The 26,634-nt window shown below is 39.7% G+C and carries 22 protein-coding genes and 1 pseudogene; 8 read left to right on the forward strand and 15 right to left on the reverse strand.

Going from position 1 to position 26,634, the window contains the following annotated elements; genetic code table 11:
* The first annotated feature begins 8 nt into the window (after positions 1-8).
* From odhB to L2737_RS10765, 4 genes are all read left to right on the forward strand, one after another.
* Positions 9-1,196 (forward strand): 2-oxoglutarate dehydrogenase complex dihydrolipoyllysine-residue succinyltransferase, encoded by a 1,188-nt coding sequence (odhB, locus tag L2737_RS10750; RefSeq protein WP_229369061.1) that lies wholly within the window; start codon positions 9-11, stop codon positions 1,194-1,196.
* 78 nt (positions 1,197-1,274) lie between these two features.
* Positions 1,275-2,441 (forward strand): ADP-forming succinate--CoA ligase subunit beta, encoded by a 1,167-nt coding sequence (sucC, locus tag L2737_RS10755; protein WP_102528512.1) that lies wholly within the window; start codon positions 1,275-1,277, stop codon positions 2,439-2,441.
* Entirely contained in the window at positions 2,441-3,313 is an 873-nt protein-coding gene (sucD, locus tag L2737_RS10760; protein WP_102528511.1) for a succinate--CoA ligase subunit alpha, read from the forward strand. The genes sucC and sucD overlap by 1 nt, the downstream gene beginning before the upstream one ends.
* A 272-nt stretch (positions 3,314-3,585) precedes the next feature.
* Positions 3,586-4,086 carry a GNAT family N-acetyltransferase gene (locus L2737_RS10765; protein ID WP_229369106.1) on the forward strand — a complete coding sequence of 167 codons (501 nt, stop codon included), beginning with the start codon at positions 3,586-3,588 and terminating at the stop codon, positions 4,084-4,086.
* 76 nt (positions 4,087-4,162) lie between these two features.
* Here L2737_RS10765 and fur read toward each other — a convergent pair whose 3' ends face one another.
* Positions 4,163-4,594, reverse strand: coding sequence for a ferric iron uptake transcriptional regulator (gene fur / locus L2737_RS10770; RefSeq protein ID WP_102528510.1), 432 nt, complete (start codon positions 4,592-4,594; stop codon positions 4,163-4,165).
* Positions 4,595-4,924: 330 nt separating this feature from the next.
* Here fur and cobB point away from each other — a divergent pair, with 330 nt between their 5' ends.
* Together cobB and L2737_RS10780 are read left to right on the forward strand one after the other, a co-directional pair.
* The gene (gene cobB / locus L2737_RS10775; protein WP_248955699.1) at positions 4,925-5,683 is read left to right on the forward strand and encodes a Sir2 family NAD+-dependent deacetylase; all 759 of its coding nucleotides are present in this window, start codon (positions 4,925-4,927) and stop codon (positions 5,681-5,683) included.
* Between the two features lie 75 nt (positions 5,684-5,758).
* Complete coding sequence (locus L2737_RS10780) at positions 5,759-6,220, forward strand: AAA family ATPase (protein WP_248955700.1); 462 nt, start codon at positions 5,759-5,761, stop codon at positions 6,218-6,220.
* 124 nt (positions 6,221-6,344) lie between these two features.
* Here L2737_RS10780 and L2737_RS10785 read toward each other — a convergent pair whose 3' ends face one another.
* The 9 genes from L2737_RS10785 to ggt form a co-directional block, all read right to left on the reverse strand.
* Positions 6,345-8,405 (reverse strand): bifunctional 2',3'-cyclic-nucleotide 2'-phosphodiesterase/3'-nucleotidase, encoded by a 2,061-nt coding sequence (locus L2737_RS10785; RefSeq protein ID WP_248955701.1) that lies wholly within the window; start codon positions 8,403-8,405, stop codon positions 6,345-6,347.
* A gap of 345 nt (positions 8,406-8,750) precedes the next feature.
* Positions 8,751-10,934 (reverse strand): M3 family metallopeptidase, encoded by a 2,184-nt coding sequence (locus L2737_RS10790; protein WP_248955702.1) that lies wholly within the window; start codon positions 10,932-10,934, stop codon positions 8,751-8,753.
* 263 nt (positions 10,935-11,197) lie between these two features.
* Positions 11,198-11,593, reverse strand: coding sequence for a type 2 periplasmic-binding domain-containing protein (locus tag L2737_RS10795; RefSeq protein WP_248955703.1), 396 nt, complete (start codon positions 11,591-11,593; stop codon positions 11,198-11,200).
* A gap of 11 nt (positions 11,594-11,604) precedes the next feature.
* Positions 11,605-12,822: a porin family protein gene (locus L2737_RS10800; RefSeq protein ID WP_248955704.1), complete on the reverse strand. Its 1,218-nt coding sequence runs from the start codon at positions 12,820-12,822 to the stop codon at positions 11,605-11,607.
* Between the two features lie 65 nt (positions 12,823-12,887).
* Complete coding sequence (locus L2737_RS10805) at positions 12,888-14,504, reverse strand: methyl-accepting chemotaxis protein (protein ID WP_248955705.1); 1,617 nt, start codon at positions 14,502-14,504, stop codon at positions 12,888-12,890.
* 186 nt (positions 14,505-14,690) lie between these two features.
* A complete protein-coding gene (locus L2737_RS10810; RefSeq protein WP_248955706.1) occupies positions 14,691-15,086 on the reverse strand; it encodes a type 2 periplasmic-binding domain-containing protein in 396 nt (131 codons plus the stop codon).
* 11 nt (positions 15,087-15,097) lie between these two features.
* Positions 15,098-16,273, reverse strand: a complete 1,176-nt coding sequence (locus L2737_RS10815) for a hypothetical protein (protein ID WP_248955707.1) — start codon at positions 16,271-16,273, stop codon at positions 15,098-15,100.
* A gap of 69 nt (positions 16,274-16,342) precedes the next feature.
* Complete coding sequence (locus L2737_RS10820) at positions 16,343-17,959, reverse strand: methyl-accepting chemotaxis protein (protein WP_248955708.1); 1,617 nt, start codon at positions 17,957-17,959, stop codon at positions 16,343-16,345.
* A gap of 737 nt (positions 17,960-18,696) precedes the next feature.
* Positions 18,697-20,451 (reverse strand): gamma-glutamyltransferase, encoded by a 1,755-nt coding sequence (ggt, locus tag L2737_RS10825; protein WP_248955709.1) that lies wholly within the window; start codon positions 20,449-20,451, stop codon positions 18,697-18,699.
* 89 nt (positions 20,452-20,540) lie between these two features.
* Here ggt and L2737_RS10830 point away from each other — a divergent pair, with 89 nt between their 5' ends.
* Together L2737_RS10830 and L2737_RS10835 are read left to right on the forward strand one after the other, a co-directional pair.
* Entirely contained in the window at positions 20,541-21,716 is a 1,176-nt protein-coding gene (locus L2737_RS10830; RefSeq protein WP_248955710.1) for a GNAT family N-acetyltransferase, read from the forward strand.
* Between the two features lie 316 nt (positions 21,717-22,032).
* Positions 22,033-23,121, forward strand: a complete 1,089-nt coding sequence (locus tag L2737_RS10835) for a GGDEF domain-containing protein (RefSeq protein WP_346349192.1) — start codon at positions 22,033-22,035, stop codon at positions 23,119-23,121.
* 4 nt (positions 23,122-23,125) lie between these two features.
* On the opposite strand, the gene L2737_RS10840 is transcribed toward L2737_RS10835, so the two are convergent.
* The 5 genes and pseudogenes from L2737_RS10840 to L2737_RS10855 form a co-directional block, all read right to left on the reverse strand.
* Positions 23,126-23,416 carry a putative quinol monooxygenase gene (locus L2737_RS10840; RefSeq protein WP_248955712.1) on the reverse strand — a complete coding sequence of 97 codons (291 nt, stop codon included), beginning with the start codon at positions 23,414-23,416 and terminating at the stop codon, positions 23,126-23,128.
* A gap of 76 nt (positions 23,417-23,492) precedes the next feature.
* Positions 23,493-23,756 (reverse strand): annotated as a pseudogene (locus L2737_RS10845) (LysE family translocator); the annotation flags it as partial.
* Between the two features lie 661 nt (positions 23,757-24,417).
* The gene (locus tag L2737_RS10850) at positions 24,418-24,795 is read right to left on the reverse strand and encodes a hypothetical protein (RefSeq protein ID WP_248955713.1); all 378 of its coding nucleotides are present in this window, start codon (positions 24,793-24,795) and stop codon (positions 24,418-24,420) included.
* 4 nt (positions 24,796-24,799) lie between these two features.
* Entirely contained in the window at positions 24,800-24,931 is a 132-nt protein-coding gene (locus tag L2737_RS22325; RefSeq protein ID WP_283108320.1) for a hypothetical protein, read from the reverse strand.
* A 100-nt stretch (positions 24,932-25,031) separates the two neighbouring features.
* Complete coding sequence (locus tag L2737_RS10855) at positions 25,032-26,264, reverse strand: hypothetical protein (RefSeq protein WP_248955714.1); 1,233 nt, start codon at positions 26,262-26,264, stop codon at positions 25,032-25,034.
* Between the last annotated feature and the right edge of the window lie 370 nt (positions 26,265-26,634).

Below are 26,634 nucleotides of genomic sequence, written 5' to 3' on the forward strand. Positions count from 1 at the left end.
AGCTTTCCATGAGTATCGAAATTAAGGTACCCGTTTTGCCAGAATCAGTTGCTGATGCGACTATCGCGACATGGCATGTGCAACCTGGAGAACAGGTTTCTCGTGACCAGAATCTAGTTGATATTGAAACTGATAAAGTGGTTCTAGAAGTTGTTGCGCCAGAAGATGGTTCTCTAAGTGAAATACTATTCCCAGACGGTGAAACCGTTCTTGGTGAACAAGTTATTGCTAACTTTGTTGCTGGTGCAGTTTCAGGCCAAGAAGTAACTAAAGCTGAAGCAGAAGCTGCTGCTCCTGCTGCAGAATCTGACGAGTCAAATGATGCACTAAGCCCTTCAGTACGCCGTCTAATTGCAGAGCATAATATTGATGCAAGCAAGGTAAAAGGCAGCGGTGTTGGTGGACGTATCACTAAAGAAGATGTTGAAGCATTCGTTAAGTCGGCTCCAGCAGCGAAACCTGCAGCAGCGCCTGCGCCTGTAGCACCTTTAGAAGGTCGCAGCCAGAAACGTGTTCCTATGACGCGTTTACGTAAGACGATTGCTAATCGCTTACTTGAAGCTAAAAACTCAACGGCAATGTTAACGACGTTCAACGAAGTCAACATGCAACCAATCATGGACATCCGTAAGCAGTATCAAGAAATCTTTGAAAAGCGTCACGGTATCCGTTTAGGTTTCATGTCTTTCTACGTGAAAGCGGTAACTGAAGCGCTTAAGCGTTTCCCTGAAGTTAACGCGTCAATTGACGGTGATGAAATTGTTTATCACAACTACTTCGACGTCAGTATTGCGGTATCAACGCCACGTGGTCTGGTTACCCCAGTATTACGTGATACCGATACAATGAGCCTTGCTGAAATCGAAAAGAATGTTCGCGAATTAGCCCTTAAAGGCCGTGATGGTAAATTATCAGTTGAAGATATGACTGGTGGTAACTTCACAGTGACTAACGGTGGCGTATTCGGTTCATTGATGTCGACGCCGATTTTAAACCTTCCACAAAGCGCAATCTTAGGCATGCATGCTATCAAAGATCGCCCAATGGCTGTGAATGGTGAGGTTGTTATTCAACCTATGATGTACCTAGCATTATCTTACGACCATCGTATTGTTGATGGCCGTGAGTCAGTTGGATTCTTGGTTGCTATTAAAGACTTCCTTGAAGACCCAACACGTCTATTGCTTGACCTGTAAGAGTCAACTAGACAGTACCCTCGTAGCTGGCTCATAAGAGCCAGTAGGATTTTTTAAGAAGTATATGGATAGATCATCATGAATTTGCATGAGTATCAGGCAAAATCCTTATTTGCCGAATATGGTTTACCAGTTTCAGAAGGCTTCGCTTGCGATACAGCCCAAGAAGCGGTAGAAGCTGCTGGTCACATTGGCGGTAATATGTGGGTTGTTAAGTGTCAAGTACACGCAGGCGGCCGTGGTAAAGCAGGTGGCGTTAAAGTTACCGGCGATAAAGAAGAAATCAGAGCATTTGCTGAAAACTGGTTAGGTAAGAACTTAGTGACTTACCAAACTGACGAAAAAGGTCAGCCGGTTGCTAAAATTTTAGTTGAAAGCTGTACTGATATCGCAAACGAATTATACCTTGGTGCAGTTGTTGACCGTGCAACACGTCGTGTTGTATTTATGGCATCAACTGAAGGTGGCGTTGAGATTGAAACTGTTGCTGAAGAAACTCCTGAGTTGATTCACAAAGCAATCATCGATCCATTAGCAGGTCCACAGCCTTACCAAGCACGTGATCTTGGCTTCAAGTTAGGTTTAAACCCAACTCAAATGAAGCAGTTCACTAAAGTTTTCATGGGTCTTGCTAAGATGTTCGAAGACCATGATTTCGCTTTACTTGAAATCAATCCGCTTGTTATCACTGACGAAGGCAACATTCACTGTCTTGATGGCAAAATTGGTATCGATGGAAATGCTTTATTCCGTCAACCTAAAATCCGTGAATTCCACGATCCATCACAAGATGATGCTCGTGAAGCACACGCAGCTAAGTTTGAACTTAACTACGTTGCACTAGACGGAAATGTTGGTTGTATGGTTAACGGTGCAGGCCTAGCAATGGGTACAATGGACATCGTAAACCTACATGGTGGGAAGCCAGCTAACTTCCTCGACGTAGGCGGTGGAGCAACGAAAGAACGTGTTGCTGAAGCATTTAAAATCATTCTTTCTGATTCAAATGTTAAAGCCGTTCTTGTTAACATCTTTGGTGGTATCGTTCGTTGTGACATGATCGCAGAAGGTATTATCGGCGCTGTTAAAGAAGTTGGCGTTGAAGTACCCGTTGTTGTTCGTCTTGAAGGTACTAACGCTGAATTAGGTCGTGAAGTTCTTGCTGGTTCTGATCTTGATATCATCGCAGCTGTATCATTAACTGATGCTGCTGAGAAAGTTGTTGCTGCTGCGGAGGGCAAATAATGTCCGTATTAATTAACAAAGATACTAAAGTTATCTGTCAAGGTTTCACTGGCGGCCAAGGTACTTTCCACTCTGAGCAAGCAATTGCTTACGGTACTAAAATGGTTGGCGGTGTTTCTCCAGGTAAAGGCGGTCAAGTTCATTTAGGCCTTCCTGTCTTTAACACTGTTAAAGATGCTGTTGCTGAAACAGGCGCTACTGCTTCTGTTATCTATGTACCAGCTCCTTTCTGTAAAGATGCTATCTTTGAAGCAATCGACGGTGGCATTGAGCTAATCGTTTGTATTACTGAAGGTATCCCTACGTTAGATATGCTTCAAGTTAAAGTTAAGCTTGAAGAAACTGGCGTTCGCATGATCGGTCCTAACTGTCCAGGTGTTATCACTCCGGGTGAATGTAAGATTGGTATTATGCCTGGTCACATCCACAAGCCTGGTAAAGTGGGTATTGTTTCTCGTTCTGGTACATTAACGTACGAAGCGGTTAAGCAAACTACTGATGAAGGTTTCGGCCAATCTACTTGTGTAGGTATCGGTGGCGACCCAATTCCTGGTACTAACTTCATCGACGTATTGGAAATGTTCCAAAACGATCCACAAACTGAAGCAATCGTAATGATTGGTGAAATTGGTGGTACTGCTGAAGAAGAAGCTGCTGAATACATCAAAGCTAACGTAACTAAGCCTGTTGTATCTTACATTGCTGGTGTTACTGCACCAGAAGGTAAGCGCATGGGCCATGCCGGCGCAATTATCGCTGGCGGTAAAGGTACTGCTGAAGATAAGTTTGCTGCATTAGAAGCTGCTGGCGTAAGCACAGTTCGCTCTTTAGCTGACATTGGTAAAGCTTTACGTACTAAAACTGGCTGGTAATTCAAGCTAGAAATAACTGTTTACTAATAACAGTTAATTGATTAAAAGGCGCCTTGGGGCGCCTTTTTTGTTGCCTATAGATTAGCATTAAACAATATTCGTTTGATTCAATCTAGCCTAGGTATTCCCGATATGTTTTAATCAAAGTAATGTAAGCATTATCACTTGTAAGTCTCTATTTATATATCGATTTTTATATATCGATTTTTATAGATAAAGCTCATTGATTAAGGATTATCATGACACAAATTACACAGCCAAAATTAGCTGAGATTATTACTGAAACCGACCGATTAATATTACGACCATTCAATGAAGGCGATTTTGAATCAATTTATTTAATGAATAGTATTCCTGAAGTACTGACTTACATTCCACAAGATCCGTTAACTGATATCAGTCAGGCAGAAGAGGTATACCACAATATCATTATGTCAGCATATCAAGAACATGGCTTTGGACGCTGGGCAGTTCACCACAAACAAGATGATAAAGTGATAGGTTTTTGTGGGCCTAAATATATTCCTGAGTATGACAAGGTCGAGCTTGGCTATCGATATTTCCCTGAGTATTGGGGTAAAGGGATTGGCTTTGAAGCCGCAGAAGCGACGGTTAAGACTTTAAAACCGCAATATAATATCGACCTTGTTATAGCGTTGATTTTACATGGCAATATTGGTTCTGAAGCGATAGCTAAAAAGTTAGGCATGCATATTCATGAAGAAAATGAATATCAAGGCGCCAAAGTGCATCTGTATCAAATGGATTTATAATTTAATTTTAAAGCCTAAAACAAAAAACCAGCAAATTTGCTGGTTTTTTTATGACTATAATCAGTTCTACGAAAGGTTATTCGTCTGCGTGATCACATTCATCATTAGTGCAGTGACCATATAAATATAAGCTATGGTGAGTCAGCTTAATATTATGACGCATGGCTATTTCATCTTGACGGCGCTCGATAACATCGTCTGAAAATTCAATTACCTTATCACAGGTTAAACACACTAAGTGATCATGATGTTTTTGAGTCGACATTTCAAATACAGCTTTACCACTTTCAAAGTGGTGACGGTTTAGAATGCCAGCGTCGTCAAATTGGTTTAATACACGGTAGACAGTGGCTAAGCCAATTTCTTCGCCAATATCGAGTAACTTTTTGTATAAATCTTCAGCACTGATATGTTGGTTTTCAGGGGCTTGCATCAATTCTAGAATTTTGACTCGTGGCAGGGTAATTTTTAATCCTGCTTTTTTGAGTGCTTGATTTCCATCTGTCATTGCTAATCTCTTGATTGCAGAACCTTAGCGGTTCTTCCGTGGATAGTTGAGATCATTATATGTGGTGTAATACCAAACTGGAACCTTTCATCGAAGTTAATCGGTATATAACTATGAATTTTCTTCCATCTTTTGCTCAAAACGAACAGTTAAGTTAATAAATGGACAATAGTCTTACTTATACTAAGGGATTATTGAGTGTATTGCGTATTTATATCAGTATAAGCGTTAACGTCATTCAGATCGTATTTCAAAGCTAAAGACGAAACCTGTTGCTTGATGATATGGTATTAGCATCTGGCTTCGTATAATAAAAATAAGGAAATCAATATGTATCAGCAGATTGTGGTCTTAACTGGCGCAGGTATTTCAGCTGAGTCTGGTATTAAGACATTTCGTGACCAAGATGGTCTGTGGGAACAACACCATATTGAAGATGTAGCAACACCAGAAGGGTATGCTCGTGATATTGACCTTGTCGAAAGGTTTTACAATAGCCGCTGGGAGAATCTTCACAGTGGTGAAGTTAAACCTAATCCTGCACACGTTGCTTTAGCCAAATTAGAAGCTGAATTCCCAGGTAAGTTACTGGTGATAACTCAAAATGTCGATGACTTACATGAGCGTTCTGGCTCGAAACGTTTACTGCATATGCATGGGGAATTGTCTAAAGGACGCTGTCCTCAATCACTGCAGACTTTTGTGTTACGTGAACCTTTTAGTGAAGATAACTGTTGTACCTGTTGTATTCCAGCTAAACGCTTACGACCGCATATTGTCTGGTTTGGTGAAATGCCTTTTGGCATGGATAGGATCCACGATGCTTTAGATACCTGTGATTTGTTTATTGCTATTGGCACCTCTGGCACGGTTTATCCTGCTGCTGGGTTTGTTGATAGTGCTAATCATCATGGTGCGCAAACAGTTGAAGTCAATTTAGTCGAAGCAGACAGGCATAGCCAGTTTCAATATCATTTAACCGGTAAAGCGGGTGATATTGTGCCGCAGTTAGTTGATACTATTTTAGCGGGGGAGACAGTCGGTAATCAGTCTTTTAATCAGCAACTAGCCAGTGCTTTATCTGCTTGATGACAGTACTAGTTGAGCCTTGTATTTTAACGAACTAGTCCTTAATACTGCTAACAATTTACAACGAGAAACGATATGAGTGACCAACAAGGCAAATTGGCAATTATCATGCGTGGCTTGCCAGGAAGCGGTAAGTCTTATTGGGTGAATACTTACCTTAAAGGATTGGGTCTTGAGCAAGCTAATCATATTAAGCAGTACGGTTATTTCTCAACCGATAGTTTTTTTGTAAAAGAGGGGCATTACAAATTTAACCCTAAGCTTCTAAGTCAGTATCATCAAGCAAATTTAACCGCATTTATAAATGCGATGGCGAATAATGAACCCACAGTGATCTGTGACAATACCAATGTGGCTAAATGGGAGTTCATGGCTTACGAAGCTGCTGCAAAGTCGTTAGGCTATCAGGTAAGGGTGTTGTTGATTGGGAGCCCAAAGGATCCTCATCATCAACAATTATGTGCCCAAAGGAATAATCACAAAGTGCCACTAAATCATATAAAAACCATGGCTAGATTGTTTGAGTTGGATGATTAACTGTTCTAACTGACTAGAATGTTAATTAAAAAAGGCGCCTAAGGCGCCTTTTTACTGTCTATTTACTGTTTTTCATCAACAACTCAATGAATTGCGTATTATTAGACCTGATGTGAATATTGAATTACTGCTGTAAGTCAATATTGTAAATTGCAAAGCCAAACTCATCGGTTAAGTCTGTTCGTTTTGTCATTGGTCGAACTTGATAATCTTCAACAAATTTGTCAGCCGTTTCACTGTCTTGGGTTTCAAAACGAATATCAAGTTTAGTAGGCGTATCAATGGTGACAAAGTCCCAATTGTTGTCGGCACTTGGGTCGACTTCACCATTAGCTTCAGACTCTTCCGAAATATATTGAGCTAAAGCCTCACGGTTTGTATCCGGTAATTCCATAACTACAAATTCAGCACCTGTACCTGCGAATTTACCACCAAATGCACGGTAGTTGTTCGATGCAATGATAAACTCTTTGCTTGCTAATTCATCATCTGTGAAAACAACCCCGTCAGCATCGGTATAACTTAAGTCTACAATACGGTTAGCATCAGGATTCACTACAACACAGTCACCATCAAACTTAGTTGGTTGGGTCACATCAATTTTATAGCTCACTCCGTCAATAACATCGTAGTTATACGTTCTATGAGTATCCCAGTTAATTAAGCTTTGAGCTTCGGTAGAGTTGGGATTAATTTGGTTGAATTGATTAGCACTACATTCAAGCCAATCTTTTACTTCTGCCCCAGTCACTTTCACTGCAACCATTGTATTTGGGTACAAATATAGATCCGCTGCATTTTTATAGGTCAAATCGCCAGCAGGAACTTGCACATAGCTATCAGCATCTGAAGTTGTGCTGTGACGACCACCAGCCTTAAATGGAGCAGAAGCTGAAAGTACTGGAATGTTTTTAAGTGCATCTATTTTTGAAGCAGCTTCTGCTACTGCGTCAATCTGCGCATTAGATACGATTTGAACTGTTGGATCGTCTTGTACTAGAGATAAAAAGCTATACATATCTGTAGAAGACTTACCAATAGGTGCATTAACATATTCAAGCGTGGCTGTATGTTCAAGCTCAACCATCGCATGGATATTTGCGTCAGGCTCAACCGAGAACTCTTCAGTAGTATCAGTTGCTTTTATAAAGATAGGGCGTGCTTTAGACAAGCTATTCGTAACTGCCCATGCACCGTCTTCTTGTACTAAGGTCAAGTCCACAACGCCTAAGTTGTCACCCCAACGGCCTGGCATAACGGCTGCTACACCATTAATTGTACCTTTTTCAATGTCGACATTGGCGACATCGGCGAATTGAGAACTTGGAAATACCGAGTGACTGTGGCCGAACATGATAGCGTCGATGCCATCAACCGTTGTTAAAGCCCAAGTTGCATTTTCTGCACTCATATCACTTGGATTTTCAGATGAACCGATACCTGAATGAGGGATCGCTACAATAACATCAGCGCCTTCAGCTTTCATTTGAGGCACATAACGTTCAGCTGATTCAACAATGCCTCGTGCAACGACTTTGCCATCAAGGTTTTGTTTGTCCCAAATTTTAATTTGTGGAGGAACAAAACCGATATAACCGATTTTTATGGTGTGTTCATCGCCATTATTATCAACGACTAGTTGCTCTTTAATGATGTAAGGCTCAAATAATGGTTCACCGGCTTTAACTTCTCTGAAGCAATCGTCAACTTCACAATAGACATTGGCACTAATATAAGGAAAATTTGATTCAGCAGTAGCCTGATCTAAAAAGTCCAATCCATAGTTAAACTCATGATTACCTATGTTACCGACTTCATAATTAAGCGTATTCATTGCTTTGTAAGCTGGGTGAGTATCAGTTAGCTGGTTGGTTGATTTGAACTCATGAGCAATATAATCACCCATAGGGCTGCCTTGAAGTAAATCACCATTATCTACTAATACGCTATTGGTAACTTCTTCACGGGCTTCGTGAATTAATGCTGCGGTACGAGCTAAACCAATGGTTTTATCAGTTTGGCCACTATAGTAATTGTAATCCATGATATTCGCGTGAATATCACTGGTTTCCATAATACGTAAATCAACTTCTACAGTTTTGACACTGTTATCATCTGATGAGCTACAACCACTGATCCCAAGAGCACCCGCTATAACGACTGCTAAAACCTTTTTATTTAACATATGACTCTCTCTTTTTCCTGACCCCGGAGCTTGTTTTTTTGTGCTCCATTATTGTTGTGAATAAAGCAGAACTACCTTCACTGCATTAAACGTCATGAATTATATACAAAGTGAATTACAGTGTTGCGACAAAAGAACAATTAATTAAAAAAAAGTAATTCATTTGCTTTTAATGTTAATAATTGGTTTTTTATTCTGGAATTAGCTCCCGTTTGGTTATTCTAGCTTCAGGAGGGGCTAAATTAGTGACTGTTCGGAAAGGTGTTTTGTATTTTTTGGACTATAAAACGACTTTTGCGGCTTAAATAAAAAAGGCGCCGAAGCGCCTTTAAATTCAGCTCGTGTTTACTTGTCTTCTAAAAGACCACGGCTTCTTAGCAGTGGCTCGATACCCGCATCTTTACCACGGAATTGACGGTACAGATCCATAGGGTCGGCGCTACCACCTTGAGATAAAATATTGTCTCTAAATGCTTGCGCAGTGGCTGGGTCAAATATGCCATTTTCTTTGAATGCTTCAAATGCATCAGCACCTAAGATATCAGACCACAAGTAGCTGTAATAACCCGCAGAATAACCACCCGCAAAAATATGCGAGAAATAAGTACTGCGATAACGAGGGGCGATTTCTTTAATTAAGCCCATGTTAGCAAGTGACTCAGCTTCAAATTTAGCGGCATTATGCACTGTGTTGTCATTGAGTGTATGCCAGTCTAAATCTAATTTGGTTGCCGCCATGTACTCAACCGTGGCAAAGCCTTGGTTAAATTTACTTGCTGCTTGAATTTTTTCTACCAACTCTTGTGGAATCACTTCGCCAGTTTTGTAGTGCTTAGCGAACTGAGCTAATACTTCAGGCTGCGTCATCCAGTTTTCCATCACTTGTGATGGGAACTCAACATAGTCGCGTGGTACAGCCGTGCCAGCTTGCGATGCATATTCTACGTCAGACAAAATGCCGTGAAGGGCATGACCAAATTCATGGAATAAGGTACTAGCTTCGTCGAATGTAAGTAATGAAGGCTCATCACCAGTTGGTTGTGGGTAGTTTAAAACGTTAACAATAATAGGCTTAGAATCAATGCCATTCATATTGTATTGCTTACGATATGAATTCATCCATGCGCCGCCACGTTTACTGTCACGAACGTAATAATCACCCATAAATACAGCTAAGAAAGAACCATCTTTGTCGTAAACTTCCCATGTTCTAACATCTGGGTGATATTTAGGTAAATCAGTACGTTCTTTTACTGTGATACCGAATAAACGGTTAGCAGTATAGAATACGCCATCTAAGGTCGCTTCTAATGAAAAATAAGGACGTGTTTGTTGTTCATTAAAGCTGTATTTAGCGACACGAATTTGGTCAGAGTAATACCACCAATCCCATGCTTCAAGCTTAAAGTCACCACCTTGACTATCAATTAATGCTTGCATGTCTTTCACTTCAGCATTGGCTTGCGCCAGTGCAGCTGGCCATACTTTATCAAGCAGACCATACACGTTTTCAGGTGTTTTTGCTGTGCGCTCTTCAAGCACAAAGTGAGCATGGGTTTTGTAACCCATTAATGCTGCTTTTTCAGCGCGAAGCGCCGCAATTTTAGCTAAGCCTTTTTTGTTATCATTAGCGTTATCATTATTAGCTCTTTCAATGTAACCCTTAAAAATAGCTTCACGTAAATCACGGTTTTCAGCGTAAGTTAAAAATGGCGTAATAGAAGGGCGCTGTGTGGTAAATACCCACTTGCCATCATGGCCACGTTTTGTCGCTGTGGCCGCTGCAGTATCAATCACATCTTGTGGCAAGCCTGCTAAACCAGCTTCATTGTCGATAACTAATTCAAAGGCATTAGTTTCAGCTAATAAATTATCGCCAAACTCAAGGTTTAGTTTTCCAATTTGTTCATTAAGCGCACGTAAGGTGTCTTTATCTTCTGCTGATAAGTTTGCACCGCCGCGGGTAAAGCGCTTGTAGGTATCTTCTAATAATTTAGCTTTAGCAGTGTTGAGGTTTAATGCATCTTTTTGTAGATAAACTGCCTTTACACGCTTGAACAAGTCGTCATTAAGTGAAATGTCATCTCTTGCAGATGACAACATCGGTGACACTTGTTTTGAAATTTCTTGGATCGCAGGATTAGTGTGCGCACCTGTTAGGTTGTAGAACACACTGGCAACTTTAGTTAGCAACGCTCCTGAAAATTCCATCGCTTCGATAGTGTTTTCAAAAGTTGGAGCTTCTGGGTTGGCAACAATAGCGGCTATTTCAGCTTGTTGGGCTGCAATACCCGCCTTGAATCCTGGTAAATAGTGTTCATCTTTAATTTTATCGAAATCAGGGATTTCCATAAACGTGCCATAAGGCTTAAAGAAAGGGTTATTGGCATTTTGCTCAATAATATTGTTTGCAATAACGTTAGGTGCTTGAGTTGTTGTGGTCGTTTGAGCGTTATCGTTCGCACATGCACTTAACATTAACGTCAGTGCCATGGCTGAAACAAGCGGCTTGAGGGTTAATCCCTTCATATTTTATTCCCTGTTTGCATAAGAATGGTTTAAAAATGAGCTTTTGAGCGATTTTTTGGCTTTAAGCTTCTATATTTTCATTTTGAGCTTTTTATATATCATTTTTAGAGGGGTATTTGGGATTATTTTACTGATTTAAAGTCAAAAACTTGTTTTAGTTTGTAACAAAAAATAAAGGGACCTGATTTGTCATCAGATCCCTTTAAGCTATTTCAATGGAAGGGGGGAGAACTGAAATAGCTTATAAAGCTATAGCCTTAACATTAAGGCTTTAAAATCACTTTAATACTTGCATCTACATCAGCTTCATCGATGTAACCAATTGCATTTGGATTAGAGGCAACAGCTGATTTCATCGCCGCAGCGTTTGAAACAGTGGCTGGTGGATTACCTTTACCAGTAAATACCTGTTTTGACCAAAACGCTTTAAGTTGAGAGTCTGACTTACCGGTAACGCTGCTATGAAATTCAGAGCGAGTTGCGTTACCTTCATCAAGTTCGTAAACAACAGCAGATTTTGAACCTTTACCAAGGAACAATTTTTTAGCATCAGAAGCAGAAATATCAGCAGCACCAGGTGCACCGATAACAACAACAGCAGCTTGCGCAGACATCATTGAACAAACGCTAAGCGCTAAAATTGAGATTAACTTTTTCATTTTATCGCTCCTTAAAATACAACATCAAATTGAACAGTATAAACAGTCGTGTCATCAAACTCTTGAGCAACATTGCTTTTTAGCCCACCTGATGTATCGCCAAAGTCAGTTGAGTAGGTCACATCAAACTTAACTGCTAAATTATCTATAGCGTCCCAACGAAGTCCTGCGCTGTATGACTTACGTTCACCATTAAATATTGCGGCATAAACGGCTGATGTTTGATCTACAATTTGACGTAAGTCATCATCGGTTGTTTCATAAAAAGATGCTGTCACGTAAGGTGTGAATGTTTCTATTCGGTAACCTAGCGTTAAATAACCAGAGTCAGTATTTCGAAAAACACCCTCGACGTCGATCCGGGTCCATTCAGCAATGGCTAAAAATGACCCATTATCATAACTGCCACCAATGGCCGAAAATTGACCTTTCTCTTCATCTAAGACAAGTAAAGGAACTGTTACTTCAAGGTATATAGGCAGCCCTGTACTAGGATCGATTCCTGCAGATGTAGTCGATTGTCGGGTCATTGTCCCGTCTAGCGAGCCTTCCCCATATAGACCTCGTAAAGTCCAGGTTTCATCAGTCCAAGTCGCATTGATACCTAAAATGTTCTTTAAATCAACACCGAAAGCATCAGATTTACCACCATAAGCTTGGAAGGTGAGGGTAGAGTCATCGAATTCAATATCGTAGCTAACATCAGCACCAGTGTACGAAGTAAATGGTACAGGTCCGTACACGTCTTCAGGCGGACGAACAAATATCTGTGCATAACCAACATCTAAATAATCAGAATACATAAATAATGGTAAACGTAGTTTACCAGCCCTAGCTTGTAAGCCATTTTCAAAGGTATGAGACACATAAGCCCATTCCGCTTCCACATCCCAATTATTTTCACCTTTCATCATTAACTGCATTACGGCTTTTGTTTGATCAGAGATTGCAAAAGTTCCTTGTAAACCGAACTTACTGCCATCATCAAAATTAGCTGAAGTGGTTGCACCAGCATAGCCTGCGTTATTATCAGAGGTAATGAAAGCGCCGGTCATAAAACCATTAAAGGTTATGCGTTCAGTTAAACTGGCTGTTTGGCTAGCTTGTAAAGATTGAACCTGTTGCTCTAGTTGCGCAATCTTATTATTTGTTTGATCATCTGCTATTGCTTGTATGGGTAAAATTGCGACTGAAATTGCTAAAGGTAGCGTTTTCAAAGTAAGTTTCATCGTGTTGCTCCTGCTCATCGTTCAATGGTGATAACGTTATAATTATCAACCTTATGGTTATAATTTTAGACTTTGAATTGACTCGTAATCGTCTGAAGCTGTCTACTCACGCCTTCAATGTCGTAACTGATCCCGCCCATTTCATCCGTGGTCATTTTTACTCTTGCTGCGGTAGTTTCGATGTCTGTGACATATTGTTGTATTAGTTCAGATGTATTTTGTTGTTCTTCTGTCGCAGTTGCTATTTGATCGTTTACTACACTAATCGCACTGACTTTATCGGTGATATTGACTAATGTATCTCCGGCTAACAAAGTTTCTTGAACGCCTTCTTCAGCCGTTTCGATTCCACGCTGCATTGCTTCAACTGCCTCAATGGAGGTTGAACGAAGCTCTTGTAAAACTTGTTGGATTTCCTGTGTTGATGTTTGGGTCCGAGAGGCAAGTGTTCTGACTTCATCAGCTACTACGGCGAAACCTCTTCCTTGTTCACCCGCTCTCGCAGCTTCGATTGCTGCATTTAGTGCAAGTAAGTTAGTTTGATCCGCAATACTTCGTATGGTGTCGAGGATGTCATTTACATTGCCAGTGAAAGCGTCTAATTTATTTACCACAACAGCAGTCGTTCTGACTTCTTCTGCTAATTTGTTGATTGTCGTGATTGCTTTAGAGACAACCTCCTGGCCTTGTCGTGCTTCTTGATTTGCATTTTCTGCTTCTGATGCAGCGTTAGTTGCATATTCTGCGATGTGAGTAACACTCAAGAACATTTCCCGCATGGCATTTGAAATTTGTGTTACCGATCGATTTTGCTCTTCTACGGTTATTTCAGCATGTTTACAGCTTTCAAGTAGTGTATGAGACACTGCACCTAAGCTATCGGTAGTTTGCTTGGTATCAGTAATACTCACTTGCAGCTTAGAAACAAACTGATTAAACCAATGGACTAAGGTCGCAATTTCGTCTTTACCTTGATAATCGATACGAGCACGCAAATCGCCTTCGCCTTCCGAAATATTTTGTAAAGAGTGGGTGACATTTTGAATTGTGACGATGATTGACCGATTGATTAAAAAGCCAACGACAATTAAGAAAATTGATACAAGAAAACCAATTGTTAGCATCGAGGTCGCAGCATTGTTAGAGCTTGCTAACGTTTTTTCTATACTTGATGTAAATTGCTGTGAAAAATGAGTTTGTTTTTTATGGAAGACTTGAACGAGTTGTTCATAGCGCTTGGCATTATTGGCAGCCTGAAGCTTTATTTTATCGAAATCGACATCGTCTTTTAAAAATTCAGCCACTAATAACTTTGCATTGTCATGATATAGAGATAAATCGTTATGCATTTTATTGGAATCTATACTTTCAGCAGGCAATAAATTGCTAATGTTATTCAAATTTATAATAATTTGATCAACCATATTTGCTGCTGTTTCTAAGCTATCTTCTTCTCCAGTGGTTACTGCAGATTGAATATTTTGTTCTAATTGAAGTAATAACCCCTCATTAATAGTCGCTAGATTAAGAACTGGGTAAAGTTTGGTTTGAAGTCCATTTAATCGTTGAGCATTTTGCTTCACACTTTGATTGTTGATTGATAAAGCAATAATAAACGAAGTAATAGCGACGACGGTTAATAAAGCAATTCTATGCTTTATTTTTATGTTGTTTAACTGCATCTGATTGATCCTATGGAATAATAATCAATGGTCGAGTTGTTAACGAGCAATGATATTATTTTATAAGTGTGACCAATTCTTTGATTTAGAGTAGTGTTTTTGTTTATTTAAATAAAAAGGGGACAGATAAATATCTGTCCCCTTTTGTTAGTTTTTTGCAAATATTTTGCAAATATATAATTCAGTTTACGGTTTTAGAATAACCCTCACACTTGCATCTACATCAGCTTCATCGATGTAACCAATTGCATTTGGATTCGAAGCAACAGCTGATTTCATCGCCGCAGCGTTTGAAACTGTAGCTGGTGGATTACCTTTACCAGTAAATACCTGTTTTGACCAAAACGCTTTAAGTTGAGAGTCTGACTTACCGGTAACGCTGCTATGAAATTCAGAGCGAGTTGCGTTGCCTTCATTAAGTTCGTAAACAACAGCAGATTTTGAACCTTTACCAAGGAACAATTTTTTAGCATCAGAAGCAGAAATATCAGCAGCACCAGGTGCACCGATAACAACAACAGCTGCTTGCGCAGACATAATTGAACATACGCTAAGCGCTAAAATAGATAATACTTTTTTCATTTTATCGCTCCTTAAAATACTGCGTCGAATTTAACTGTGTATACCATACTGTCATCGTACATAAACTTGCCCGTAAGTGGGTTGAAGTTGTTGTTTGATAAGCCGCCATGAGTATCACCGAAATCAGTAGCGTAAGTAACATCAAATTTCACTGCTACATTTTCAATAGCATCCCAACGTAGACCTAAGCTATATGCCATACGTTCTTCATCAAATGCGTAAGCTAAAGGAGGTATACTGCTTCTTTCATCCTCGTCAGTCGTTTTTAAGTAAGCAACTGTAGCGTAAGGGGTAAACTCATTAATTCTGTAACCAAGAGTTAGATATGCAGATTCTGAATCAGCTAAAACACCATCAATTTCGACAGTCGTCCATTCTGCAACAGCAATCCAGTTACCATCATCATAACTACCACCTAAACCAGTAAACGCCGCTGTTTCTTTGTCTACAACAACTGTCCCAGCTCCAACAGAACCATCTAATTCGGTTTGTCCATAAACAGCTCGGAATGTCCAAGTTAAGTCAGTCCAAGAAGCATTTATCCCCATAACATTAGATAGTTCTAAATCAAGGCCTTCATCTTCATCATTGACGTCAGATTCACCACCAAACGCTTGTATTGTTAACGTTGAGTCTTCTAATTCGTAATCATATGCTATATCACCACCAGTGTATGATGAAAACGGCACTTGTGAGTAAACTTCTGAAGGTGGACGTGCAAATGGTTGTGCGTAACCCACATCTAAGTAATCTGAGTACATAAATAGTGGAACACGTAATTTACCACCACGGATTTTTACGCCGTTATCAAAACTGTGTGCAAGATAAGCCCATTCAGCTTCAACTTCCCAATCATTGCTGCCACGCATCATTAATTGCATCACAGCGGTTGTTTGGTTTGAAATATTAAACGTCCCTTGAAAACCCATTTTTGAGTCTTCACTGAAGTCAGCGCTGGTCGTCGCACCATTGTATCCAGCACTGTTGTCAGAACTAACATACGCAGCGCTAATGAAACCATTAAATCTGAATCGTTCTGTTAAGCTCTCTGTTTGACTTTTTTGAAGCGATTGAACTTGCTGCTCTAATTTAGCGATTTTTTCATCACTTGTTTCTTCAGCAGCGACGTATGCAGGCAGCATAGCGACTGAAATAGCTAAAGGTAGCGCTTTCAAGTTGAATTTCATGGTGTAACTCCTGTTCATCTCATCATTGTTTAAGTTGATATTCGTTGTATCGACTTAATATTTTATTTTTTAGACTTTAAATTGACCCGTTATGCCGTCAAGTTGTTTACTAACACCTTCAATGTCATAACTGATCCCGCCCATTTCATCCGTGGTCATTTTTACTTTAGCGGCATTGGTTTCAATATCTGCAATGTACTGCTGAATAAGCTCTGAAGTGTTGTGTTGCTCTTCAGTTGCAGCGGCAATCTGATCATTAACGACCGTAATTGCGCTGACCTTACTGGTGATATTGATTAATGCATCCCCTGCTAATGAAGTGGTTTTAACACCCTCTTCAGCGGTTTCTATTCCACGTTGCATTGCATCAACCGCTTGAGTCGACGTAGAGCGGAGCTCTTGCAATACTTGCTGAATTTCTTGCGTTGAAGCTTGTGTACGAGAAGCAAGCGTTCTTACTTCGTCGGCCACAACTGCAAAGCCTCGTCCTTGTTCACCTGCACGAGCCGCCTCAATAGCTGCGTTCAATGCGAGTAAATTGGTTTGATCTGCAATACCACGAATGGTATCGAGTATGTCATTTACGTTACTGGTAAAGGCTTCAAGTTGATTGACAACTACGGCCGTTGTTTGCACTTCTTCTGCTAGCTTTTTGATGGTCGTAATGGCTTGAGCAACGGTTTCTTGGCCTTGCTGTGCTTCATTGTTAGCATTATCAGCTTCTGATGCAGCATTTGCGGCATATTCAGCAATGTGTGCCACACTGACAAACATTTCACGCATGGCGTGCGAAATTTGTTCAACTGACTCATTTTGCTGTTGAACAGTGACTTCACTGTTTTTACAGCTATCCAGTAGGGTATGTGATACTGAACTTAAGCTCTCAGTGGTATTTTTTGTATCAGCAATCGAAACCTGCAGTTTTGATACGAATTGATTAAACCAATGTACTAAGGTGGCAATTTCGTCTTTACCTTGATAATCGATACGAGATCGTAAATCGCCTTCGCCTTCAGAAATGTTTTGTAAAGAGTCAGTGACATTTTGGATGGTGACAATGATTGAACGGTTAACCAGAAAGCCGACCACAATGAGAAATGCCGCAGCTGCAATCCCAATAGTGAGCATAAAGTTAGCTGCACTATTTGAGCTTTCAAGAGTTGTTTGGATACTTGATTCGAATTCTTGTGAGTATTGCACTTGTTTTTCATCAAAAATTTCAATGAGTTGCTCATAACGTTTTGCGTTATCAGCGGCTTGGCGCTTTATGTTGTTAAAGTCGACATCATCTTTTAGAAATTCAGCAACCAATAATTTTGCATTGTCATAATAAACATTCAAATCACGCTGCATTTTATTTGCATCATTGGCTTCAGATGCTAGTAAAGATTTAACAGAGTTTAAGTTGTTATTTATTTGGGTAACCATATTTTCAGCAGTGACCAAATTATCTTCTTCACCCGTTGTCACAGCTGACTGGATATTTTGATCAAGTTGTAAAAGTAAGCCTTTATTAATAGTGGCCAAATTTAACACTGGATATAGTTGAGATTGAAGTCCATTTAGTCTTTCAGCATTTTGTTGCACACTTTGATTGTTAATAACTAAAGATATAACAAACGAAAAAATGGCAACGACTGTTAATAAAGCGATCCGATGCTTTATTTTTAAGCTGTTTAACTGCATTAAAATTTGATCCTACAGGCTAAAGTTTGTGTGAAAGTTAAGAGTTTGTTCTGGACTCTACATATAATAATATGATTTTTATGCTAAAAATATAGCTTTCTTGGTGTTTTACTTTATCTCAACTCATTTTTTTGGTGAATAATATTGTTTTCAATGGCTTATGCTGTTTTTTTGTTAAAAAGATTTTTTTGAAATAAATCTCATATTTTAAACGTGTATTTGATTATTTTGAATATAGTCTTTATTCGTCAAATAATTGTCAGTGTCAATTTAGTGCCTGCGTTTAATTGTTCATAAAGATTAATTTAAATAGTAATGTTATTTTATGTTGCTGATTTATATTTTAATTGATATTGATTTATAACGCGTGTTCCTTTAGGAACAATGTCGGCAATTAGTTTGTAAACTTTAGATGGAATATCCGATTTAATATTTATTGAATGTAACTAAATGGTAAAAACTTACATTTGTAAATGAAAATGATTTCTATTTATTGCGGCAGGTGGAGTTTATTTATTCAAAGGAGGGAAGTTTGAGTGATTGTGTTAAACGCTAGTGTTTAACATTGTCAAAGCAATTGAGGGAAACAAGAGTGTTTGAAATAGTGTGATGGTGGTAAAATTGAAGGGTAGATAAATTTAACGATTAATCAATTTAACGATTAACCATTACTCAATTTATCTACCGCAACATATCTAATCAGAAAGTGTGTTTAACCCCTTCAGATTAATAACACTTTAATGCCCAAGAGTCTCTGAACCTGCGCGCCTTGGATCTGAAGCGCCATAAATACCATGTTCATTAATTAATATTGACTGAGTGCTTCCCATGGCACTGGATCTTTTCACTTTGTGTCCTTTAGATTCAAGTAAGGTAATGGTGTCATCATTAAGGCTGGTTTCAACGCCTATATAATCTGGTAGCCATTGATGATGAATTCTCGGCGCTGCAGTCGCTTCTGCTACATTCAATTGGTGATCGATGACATTCATGATGACTTGCAGCGTGGTGGTGATAATTCTAGAACCACCAGGGCTGCCAGTGATAAGAAATGGTTTTCCATCCTTCATCACAATGGTAGGACTCATAGAGCTTAAAGGTCGTTTATTCCCTTGAACTGAATTTGCTTCACCGCCAATCAGCCCATAACCGTTAGGCGAGCCAGGCTTTGCTGAAAAGTCATCCATTTCGTTGTTAAGTAAGATACCTGTGCCAGCAGCCACGAGGCCTGAGCCATAGCTGAAGTTTAGGGTGTAAGTATTTGAAACGGCATTTCCCCATTGATCGACAACAGAATAATGGGTGGTTTGATCGCTTTCATAAGGCGCAATATCGCCAGCTTTTATTTCAGCACTCGGAGTGGCTTTATTAAAAGCGATTTGTTTTGCAATGGTGTCTGCGTATTTTTGACTAGTTAATGCAGCAATTGGCACAGGATTAAAATCTGGATCACCCAAATATTCACTTCTGTCTGCATAGGCATGTTTCATCGTTTCTGTCATTAAATGCAAAGTTTGTGCAGTGTTATGACCAAGCTTTTGAATTGGGTAGTTTTCTAGCACATTGAGCATTTCAATGATGTGAATACCGCCTGATGAAGGAGGTGGCATAGAAACGACTTCATAACCTCGATAGCTGCCGCGAACGGGCTCTCGTTCAACGACGGTATAATTTTTTAGGTCATCTAGGCTCATAATCCCGCCCGCTAGATTAATCGCGCTCACAATTTTCTCAGCGGTTTCGCCCTGATAAAACCCTTTACTGCCGTGCTTTGCAATCAGTGATAAAGAATGCCCTAAGTCAGTTTGTACCAGCTTGTCGTTAACCGAAAAGCTGTCACCATTTTTTTTGTAAAATATTTCAGCGGAACTTGGCCATTGAGAGATGCGGCGCTTTAAGCCATCTAATGAATCTGCCAAATCTGAATTAATGACAATACCGTCATTAGCTAACCCGATGGCGGGTTTAATGACATCTTTAAGACTCATAGTGCCATATTTGGTTAGCGCGAGTTCTAAGCCCATTACCGTACCAGGTACCCCCACAGCGAGGCCATGTTCACGGCTTAATTTAGGGTTTGCATTGCCTTTTTCGTCTAAAAAAATATCTTTATGTGCCTTTGCTGGCGCCGTTTCACGATAATCGATAGCAATGGTTTTATTGGTTTCAGCTAAATGTACCATCATGAAACCACCACCACCGATATTACCGGCTCGAGGAAGGGTGACCGACAGTGCAAAACCTACAGCAACGGCAGCATCAACAGCATTACCACCTTGTTTGAGAATATCGACACCAATGCGGGTTGCAAGTGATTCTTGACTGGCAACCATGCCATTTTTAGCCCAAATGGGTTGAGCTGTGGCAGCGCGACTGAAAATAGATTGCTCGTTAGCTGCACTTACGCTGGTTGTAGATGCAGCAGTTAAACTGAGTGCAATGGCAATGCTGGTGGAAATAGCGATAGGTTTAAACTGAGAAAAAATACCCACTTTCAGTCCTTTGTAAATTCATTGATAGGTTGCAATGTGCCATAAGTATGATCTAATACACAATATCTAATGCCGCTTTTTGAGGAAATATGTCAGAGTTTTTGAGTGAAGATATCCAACTTAATTTTTATGATTCAGTTGCAAGTATCGGTAAATCAAAATGGAGTCGTGTGTTTACTGACGATAATCCGTTTACTCAATTCGAGTATTTATTGGCATTAGAACAAAGTTTGAGTGTGTGCAGTGACTCTGGTTGGCGCCCACAACATCTTGTGATTACCTCTAATAGTGATGTTATTGCTATTTTACCTTGTTATGAAAAATCCCATTCATGGGGGGAGTATGTGTTTGATTGGGCATGGGCTGAAGCTTATGAGCGCAACGGGCTTGAGTACTATCCTAAGCTCGTAGCTGCAATTCCTTTTACGCCAGTTTCGGGTCAACGTATAGGTATGATTTCGTCGATATCAGAGGTGAGTCGTGAAGTCGTACTGAATAGAATCACTCATTTTTTAAATCAAACAATAAAAAGTGAGCAGTTCTCATCCTGGCATTGTTTATTTTTACCTCAAAATGATTTCAAGCATTTAAGCCATTCAACAATTTCGAGATTAGGTACGCAGTTTCATTGGCAAAACAAACAGTACCCGCACTTTGACGACTTTTTAGCGCAGTTAGTCTCTAGAAAAAGAAAAGCCATTAAAAAAGAACGTAAAGCTGTGGCGTATTTTAACTATGACTTTATTGATGGCGACAAGGCAAGCAAAGAACAATGGCAAGGTTTTGTGCATTGCTACCAGCAAACCTACCTAAAACGCTCAGGTCATACAGGCTATTTAAATGCTGACTTTTTTAGTCAAATCGCCAGTTCAATGGGCAGGCAAGTTAGGTTGCTATTAGTGACCAACGATCAAAATAACCTTATAGCATCAGCATTATATTTTGTGTCCAATACCCACCTTTATGGTAGATATTGGGGCTGTTTAGAGGAAGTCGATGGCTTGCATTTTGAAACCTGTTATTACCAAGGCATTGAGTATGCTATTCATCATGGATTAACCGTCTTCGATGCCGGCGCGCAAGGTGAACACAAAGTAGCACGGGGTTTTGAGCCTGTTGAAACCTATTCAAACCACGAAGTAGCACATGACGAGTTCAGAAAAGCGATTTATCATTACTGCCAGCAAGAACAGCTGCATATAAAGCAATATATGCAGGATTTAGCTTGCAAGCTGCCCTACAAAGAAAAGGACAATTTACAATAAAGTGCCTTATCCCTAGGCACTAAATTAATTCTGCCCCCTAGACACTAAATTAATAAAGCGATGAATGAATAAAACCCTTATCTTCACGATTAAGGTTAATGACTTGGCATCGCCACTTATTTTCAAGAGTTCTAACTTTCAAGATTCCTAACTTTCAAGAGTTTTAACTTTCATAACTTCTAATTTTAAGAAGTGGCTAGCCAACAGTTCCACATAGACTTAATAATAAGCTGTTTATTTTCAGAACCGGTCTTTTTAGAATAGACAGAATAAACGTGCTAAAGTTTACAAGTCGTTAACTTACTTAGTTACCCATATGAATCTAAAAAAAATTATAAACCTGGGCACCAGTAAACAGTCTTTTTCATCTGCTAATCGCACGAGAACAATGAATATAATCGGCTTAATCACAGTCGTTATTTCTTTGCTTTATTCATTAAATTATATTTTATTACTTCAAAACACCCTTGTTGGCTTTATCAATCTTGGTTTTACCATCGCATATCTGTGCACAATTGCATTTACGGCTGCGCATCATTCAAGACTGGCTAAAATATGGTTTTTTAGTGTGCTAATGCTTCACCTGTTGGTGTGTACTAATGTCTACGTGACGAATGCTAGCGGATTTCATTTGTATTATTTCCTGGTTCCAACTGGGGCATTTCTTTTATTTGAGTTGCGTGAAAGAGTAGAGCAGGTGAGCTTGAGTTTGACGGCGTTAGTCTTGTTTTTCTATTGTGAAAACACGCCAAATGATGCGCCTTTAATACAGCTATCAGATCAAATGAATCACATGTTGTATCAATCAGTGGTATTTTTCACCATGTTAGAAGTCATTTTTGTGTTGTACATTTTTGCTAAACAAATCGATAAGAATGAAAAGTTATTGATATTACAAGCCTCCACGGATTCGTTAACCCAACTCGCTAACCGACATCACTTTTTTACAGAAGGCAAAAGTTTGTTTGATGATGCCGTAGAGAAAAAGCTCCCTTTTACATTAGTCTTATTAGACTTGGATTTTTTCAAGAAAATTAATGATCAACATGGCCATTTAGTTGGAGATAAATGTTTAATTGAAGTGACCAGCACGATTAAAAAGTTGTGCCGTGAAAATGATCTATGTGCCCGAATTGGTGGTGAAGAGTTTATTGTGGCGATGCCAAATACGTCGATACAAGATGCTGAAAAAGTTGCAGAGCGGATGAGAGAACACATTGAAGCGTGTAAAATTAACCTATCTGAATCAAGCAAGTTAACCTGTACAGCCAGTTTTGGCCTTGCTGATAAGACTCAAAGCACCACCGAATTAAAAGACTTACTTATTCGAGCAGACAAAGCTTTATATGTTGCTAAAGAGAGCGGTAGAAACTGCGTCAAGCCGTATTATCAGCAGGCCGCATAAAAGATTAACTGTCGATAATCGTATAATGACGAGTCGCAGTTTGACTTACTGTAAACCAGTTTGATTGCTGGACTCGTTGTTGATGAAATTCGAATGCGGCTTTATCGACAAACTCCTCATTAACATCAAATCTTAAGTCATTTACGGGACTTTGAGTGACACTAAAACTGATACAACCTTCTTCATTCAAGGTGAGTTGGGTGTGCTTTACTAACTCAAAACGGACATCTGCTAATTCGTATGCAGTGGTGTTGTGCGGAAATTGTATATAGCCAGTAAGCTTCACTCTAGACATTGATTTCCCTATTTCTCTTTTTATCACTTTTGTAGTCTAAATTTAAAACCAGTAATAGTCGTTGTTACATGCAAGGTTATCCCAGCGCAAGCCAAAAGCCCACTCCAATCATCAAGCTGCCTGCAATACGGTTCATTAACTTAATGTTGTCACCGCGTGATAAGAACATGCGTAGGCTTTTACCGCCACTTGCATAGGCAAGCATTGATACACTTTCAGTGAGCATAATGATCGACAGTAACCAGAATAATTGTGGTCCAACGGCTTTATCGACGCTGATAAAAGGTGGCAGTAATGAAATCATGAAAGCCCAGCCTTTAGGGTTACCTAAAGGAGTTAGTGAGGAATGTGGATAGTATTACAGTGAAAGGGTAGTTATTCGCTGAACTATATTCATGTTAGTGACCGCAGATATTCCTTAATGGAATATAGCTATTAAGGGCATAAAAAAAGCCCTACTAATAAAAGTAAGGCTCAAGTCTAATTAACTCTGGTACAAATTTCGGGTTTACTTTCGGATGATTTGGAAGGTACATTCATTAGCCATTATAGGTAATCTAGTTATAACATCTCTATCACCCGTATAAATAACCGTAACACCTTGTATAGAGTTCGTCTTGGTATTTAGAATAATATCAACAAACGTACTAGTCTTACCTTCAGTATGCCTATCGAATGAAAACCTAACTCTATCCCCATACTCTTTACTTTTCCTATTTGTTATAGTCTGCCCTTTATCTCTAGCACTACCGTAGGCACTAGGATTTGTTGGTCTGAAGCTACGAAGCTTGCCGTCGACATAATCAATCTCGTAATGCAAGCAATCTGATGCAATCGCGTGTATATCGCCTTCAAGGTATTCTGAGGAATGCGCTCTGAAAGGGGTGAGAATAGTTATGGTTGCAGCAAGTGCGATTATGATTATTTTTTTCACGAATTGAATTTCCGAAATAGATAAAATAGTTCCATAACTCGTATTTCATTGAACGAGTCTGTGAATGTTAGTTGTTTAGGCCGCAATGGATGGCAAGTTTGGTGTACGCTTTGGTAAAGCCTTTAAGCCCAGCACTGTGAAGCTCAGAGGGGCTGCCGGTACGCTTGTTCATCCCCTTGAAAATTAACTTATCTCCTTTCTTTAGCTGACCTATTAATTCAGTTTGTTCATCGTCATGTAGCATAAATGATGAATTATGTGAGTTACTAAAGTTCTTAGTTGACACAACAAATGCTTCATTACTATCAACCCTTACAGTTACATCTATAGGCGCGCTAGGTACGCCAGTATTCTTGCCGAACCTAAAGCCAACAGTTATGTACTGTTCATTACATTGGAGTGATAAACCTTGAAGATATGCCGAACCTGTGACTTTATCTGTCATTGGGTCATTGGGTCATTGGGTCAGTGGTCAGCCTTACAGGATTATACTTACCATCCCATTCAGGGGGCGAAGCTGTGTATGCTGATGCATTGAATGATACCAATAAGGTGATTGATGTAATGATTAAAGCTTTCATGGCCTATTATTCCAAATTTTTGATATCTGACAGAGCGAGGTAACGAGTTCTAGCTATCAGGTAGATGCACCTAATTGAAGTGCATCGATTGTGTTATTTGTTAGTAACCCCAAACATAGCTACCCATTTTCAGTACATTACTTAAACCATCAGTTACACGTAAACCAGCATGTCCAGAAACTTTGTGAGACATACCTTTATAGTTGATAGTGTAGTTGTAAGCAGTACTTGCAGCAGAGTAATCTCTTGCATCAATAGCATCGATGTAAGCTCTAGCTCTTTCCTGGTTCCACTTAGCACCTGTGTAAGTTACAGGGTTACGAAACATTACAGCTACGTGACCTAATGACCAATCAGTGAACTCATTATATGAAGATGTTTGAGTTAACTCTGTGTTAGTGTCTCTAAGGTAAGTGGCATGTCCCATACCTAGAGAAGTATACTCATCTTCATCCGTAACAAATGTATTAGTAACTAAAAGACTCTCAGGGTGCTTGTTGTAAGTGGCAGTATCTTTACTGAACTCATAAGTCATCCAAGTACCAAAGCCTTGTGAAATGCTTATTGGCTCATCGCTAGCTACTAATGCAGGGATATAGACTATTAGCTTGCTAACATTTTCCTCCCAAGTACAGAAAGCAGTAGAGTCTTCTGCGTTGTTAAGACTGTAACCACATACATCAACAGTTAGTTCAGCAGGGATACCATAAGCTGATTCAACTTCCAATGCCCATTCTGGTAAAGGCTTATCACCTTCTTCAATAGGTGCATCAGGGTCAGTCGGCTCAACAGGCGAACCATCACAATCTTCAGTACATGGTTCAGTCGGTTCAACTACAGGAGGACGACCGCCACCGATAGGTGTATCTGGGTCAGTTGGTATACCTTCTCCACCACAGTCAGATGTACATGGGTCGGTTGGGTCAATTACTGGTGGACGACCGCCACCGATAGGTGTATCTGGGTCAGTTGGTATACCTTCTCCACCACAGTCAGATGTACATGGGTCGGTTGGGTCAATTGCTGGTGGACGACCACCATCAATTGGTGTGTCAGGGTCTGTTGGGATTTCTTCCCCCCCACAATCCACTGTACATGGTGGTAAAGTTGGTAAAATTGGTGATCTTCCGCCATCAATCGGTGTGTCAGGGTCAGTTGGTATACCGTCACAATCAACAGTACATGGTGGAGTGGTATCCACAGGTGGTTCTTTATCCACAGGTGGTTGTGTTACTGGTGGTACTTCAACTGGAGGTTGCTCTGGAGCAGAGTCAGATGAACTACCACATGCTGTGAGTAATAATAAAGGTAGAGCTATTGTTAATGCTTTCATTGTGTTAATTCCAAACTGATTTCGTTCTCTGTATCTTGAGGCGCTGATAACGACTGATTAGGTGAAGATTTTATAGATAGTTTTCTTTTGGGAATATTTACTATTATCTATGAGACTGATAAACGCTGGTTATCACCTTCTTTTGTAATAACTCAAACCCTAGATTAAACCTCAACTTGAACCATTTCACTTATGTTTGTTTTGACTTTAAACTTTAAGGCATTGACATAAAACTGAGCTTATTAAAGTGATGTTGTTACTTTTATTCTTGCTTGGAATCATCAAGAGTATGGGCAGAAAACGGTTAGTCGAGGCATATGTATATACTTAGGAAATAGAGATAGAAGCTGTACCCAGCTAATCAATTTTC

This window comes from Shewanella electrodiphila (genome assembly GCF_023283985.1).
In the GTDB taxonomy this organism is placed as follows: Bacteria; Pseudomonadota; Gammaproteobacteria; order Enterobacterales; family Shewanellaceae; genus Shewanella; species Shewanella electrodiphila.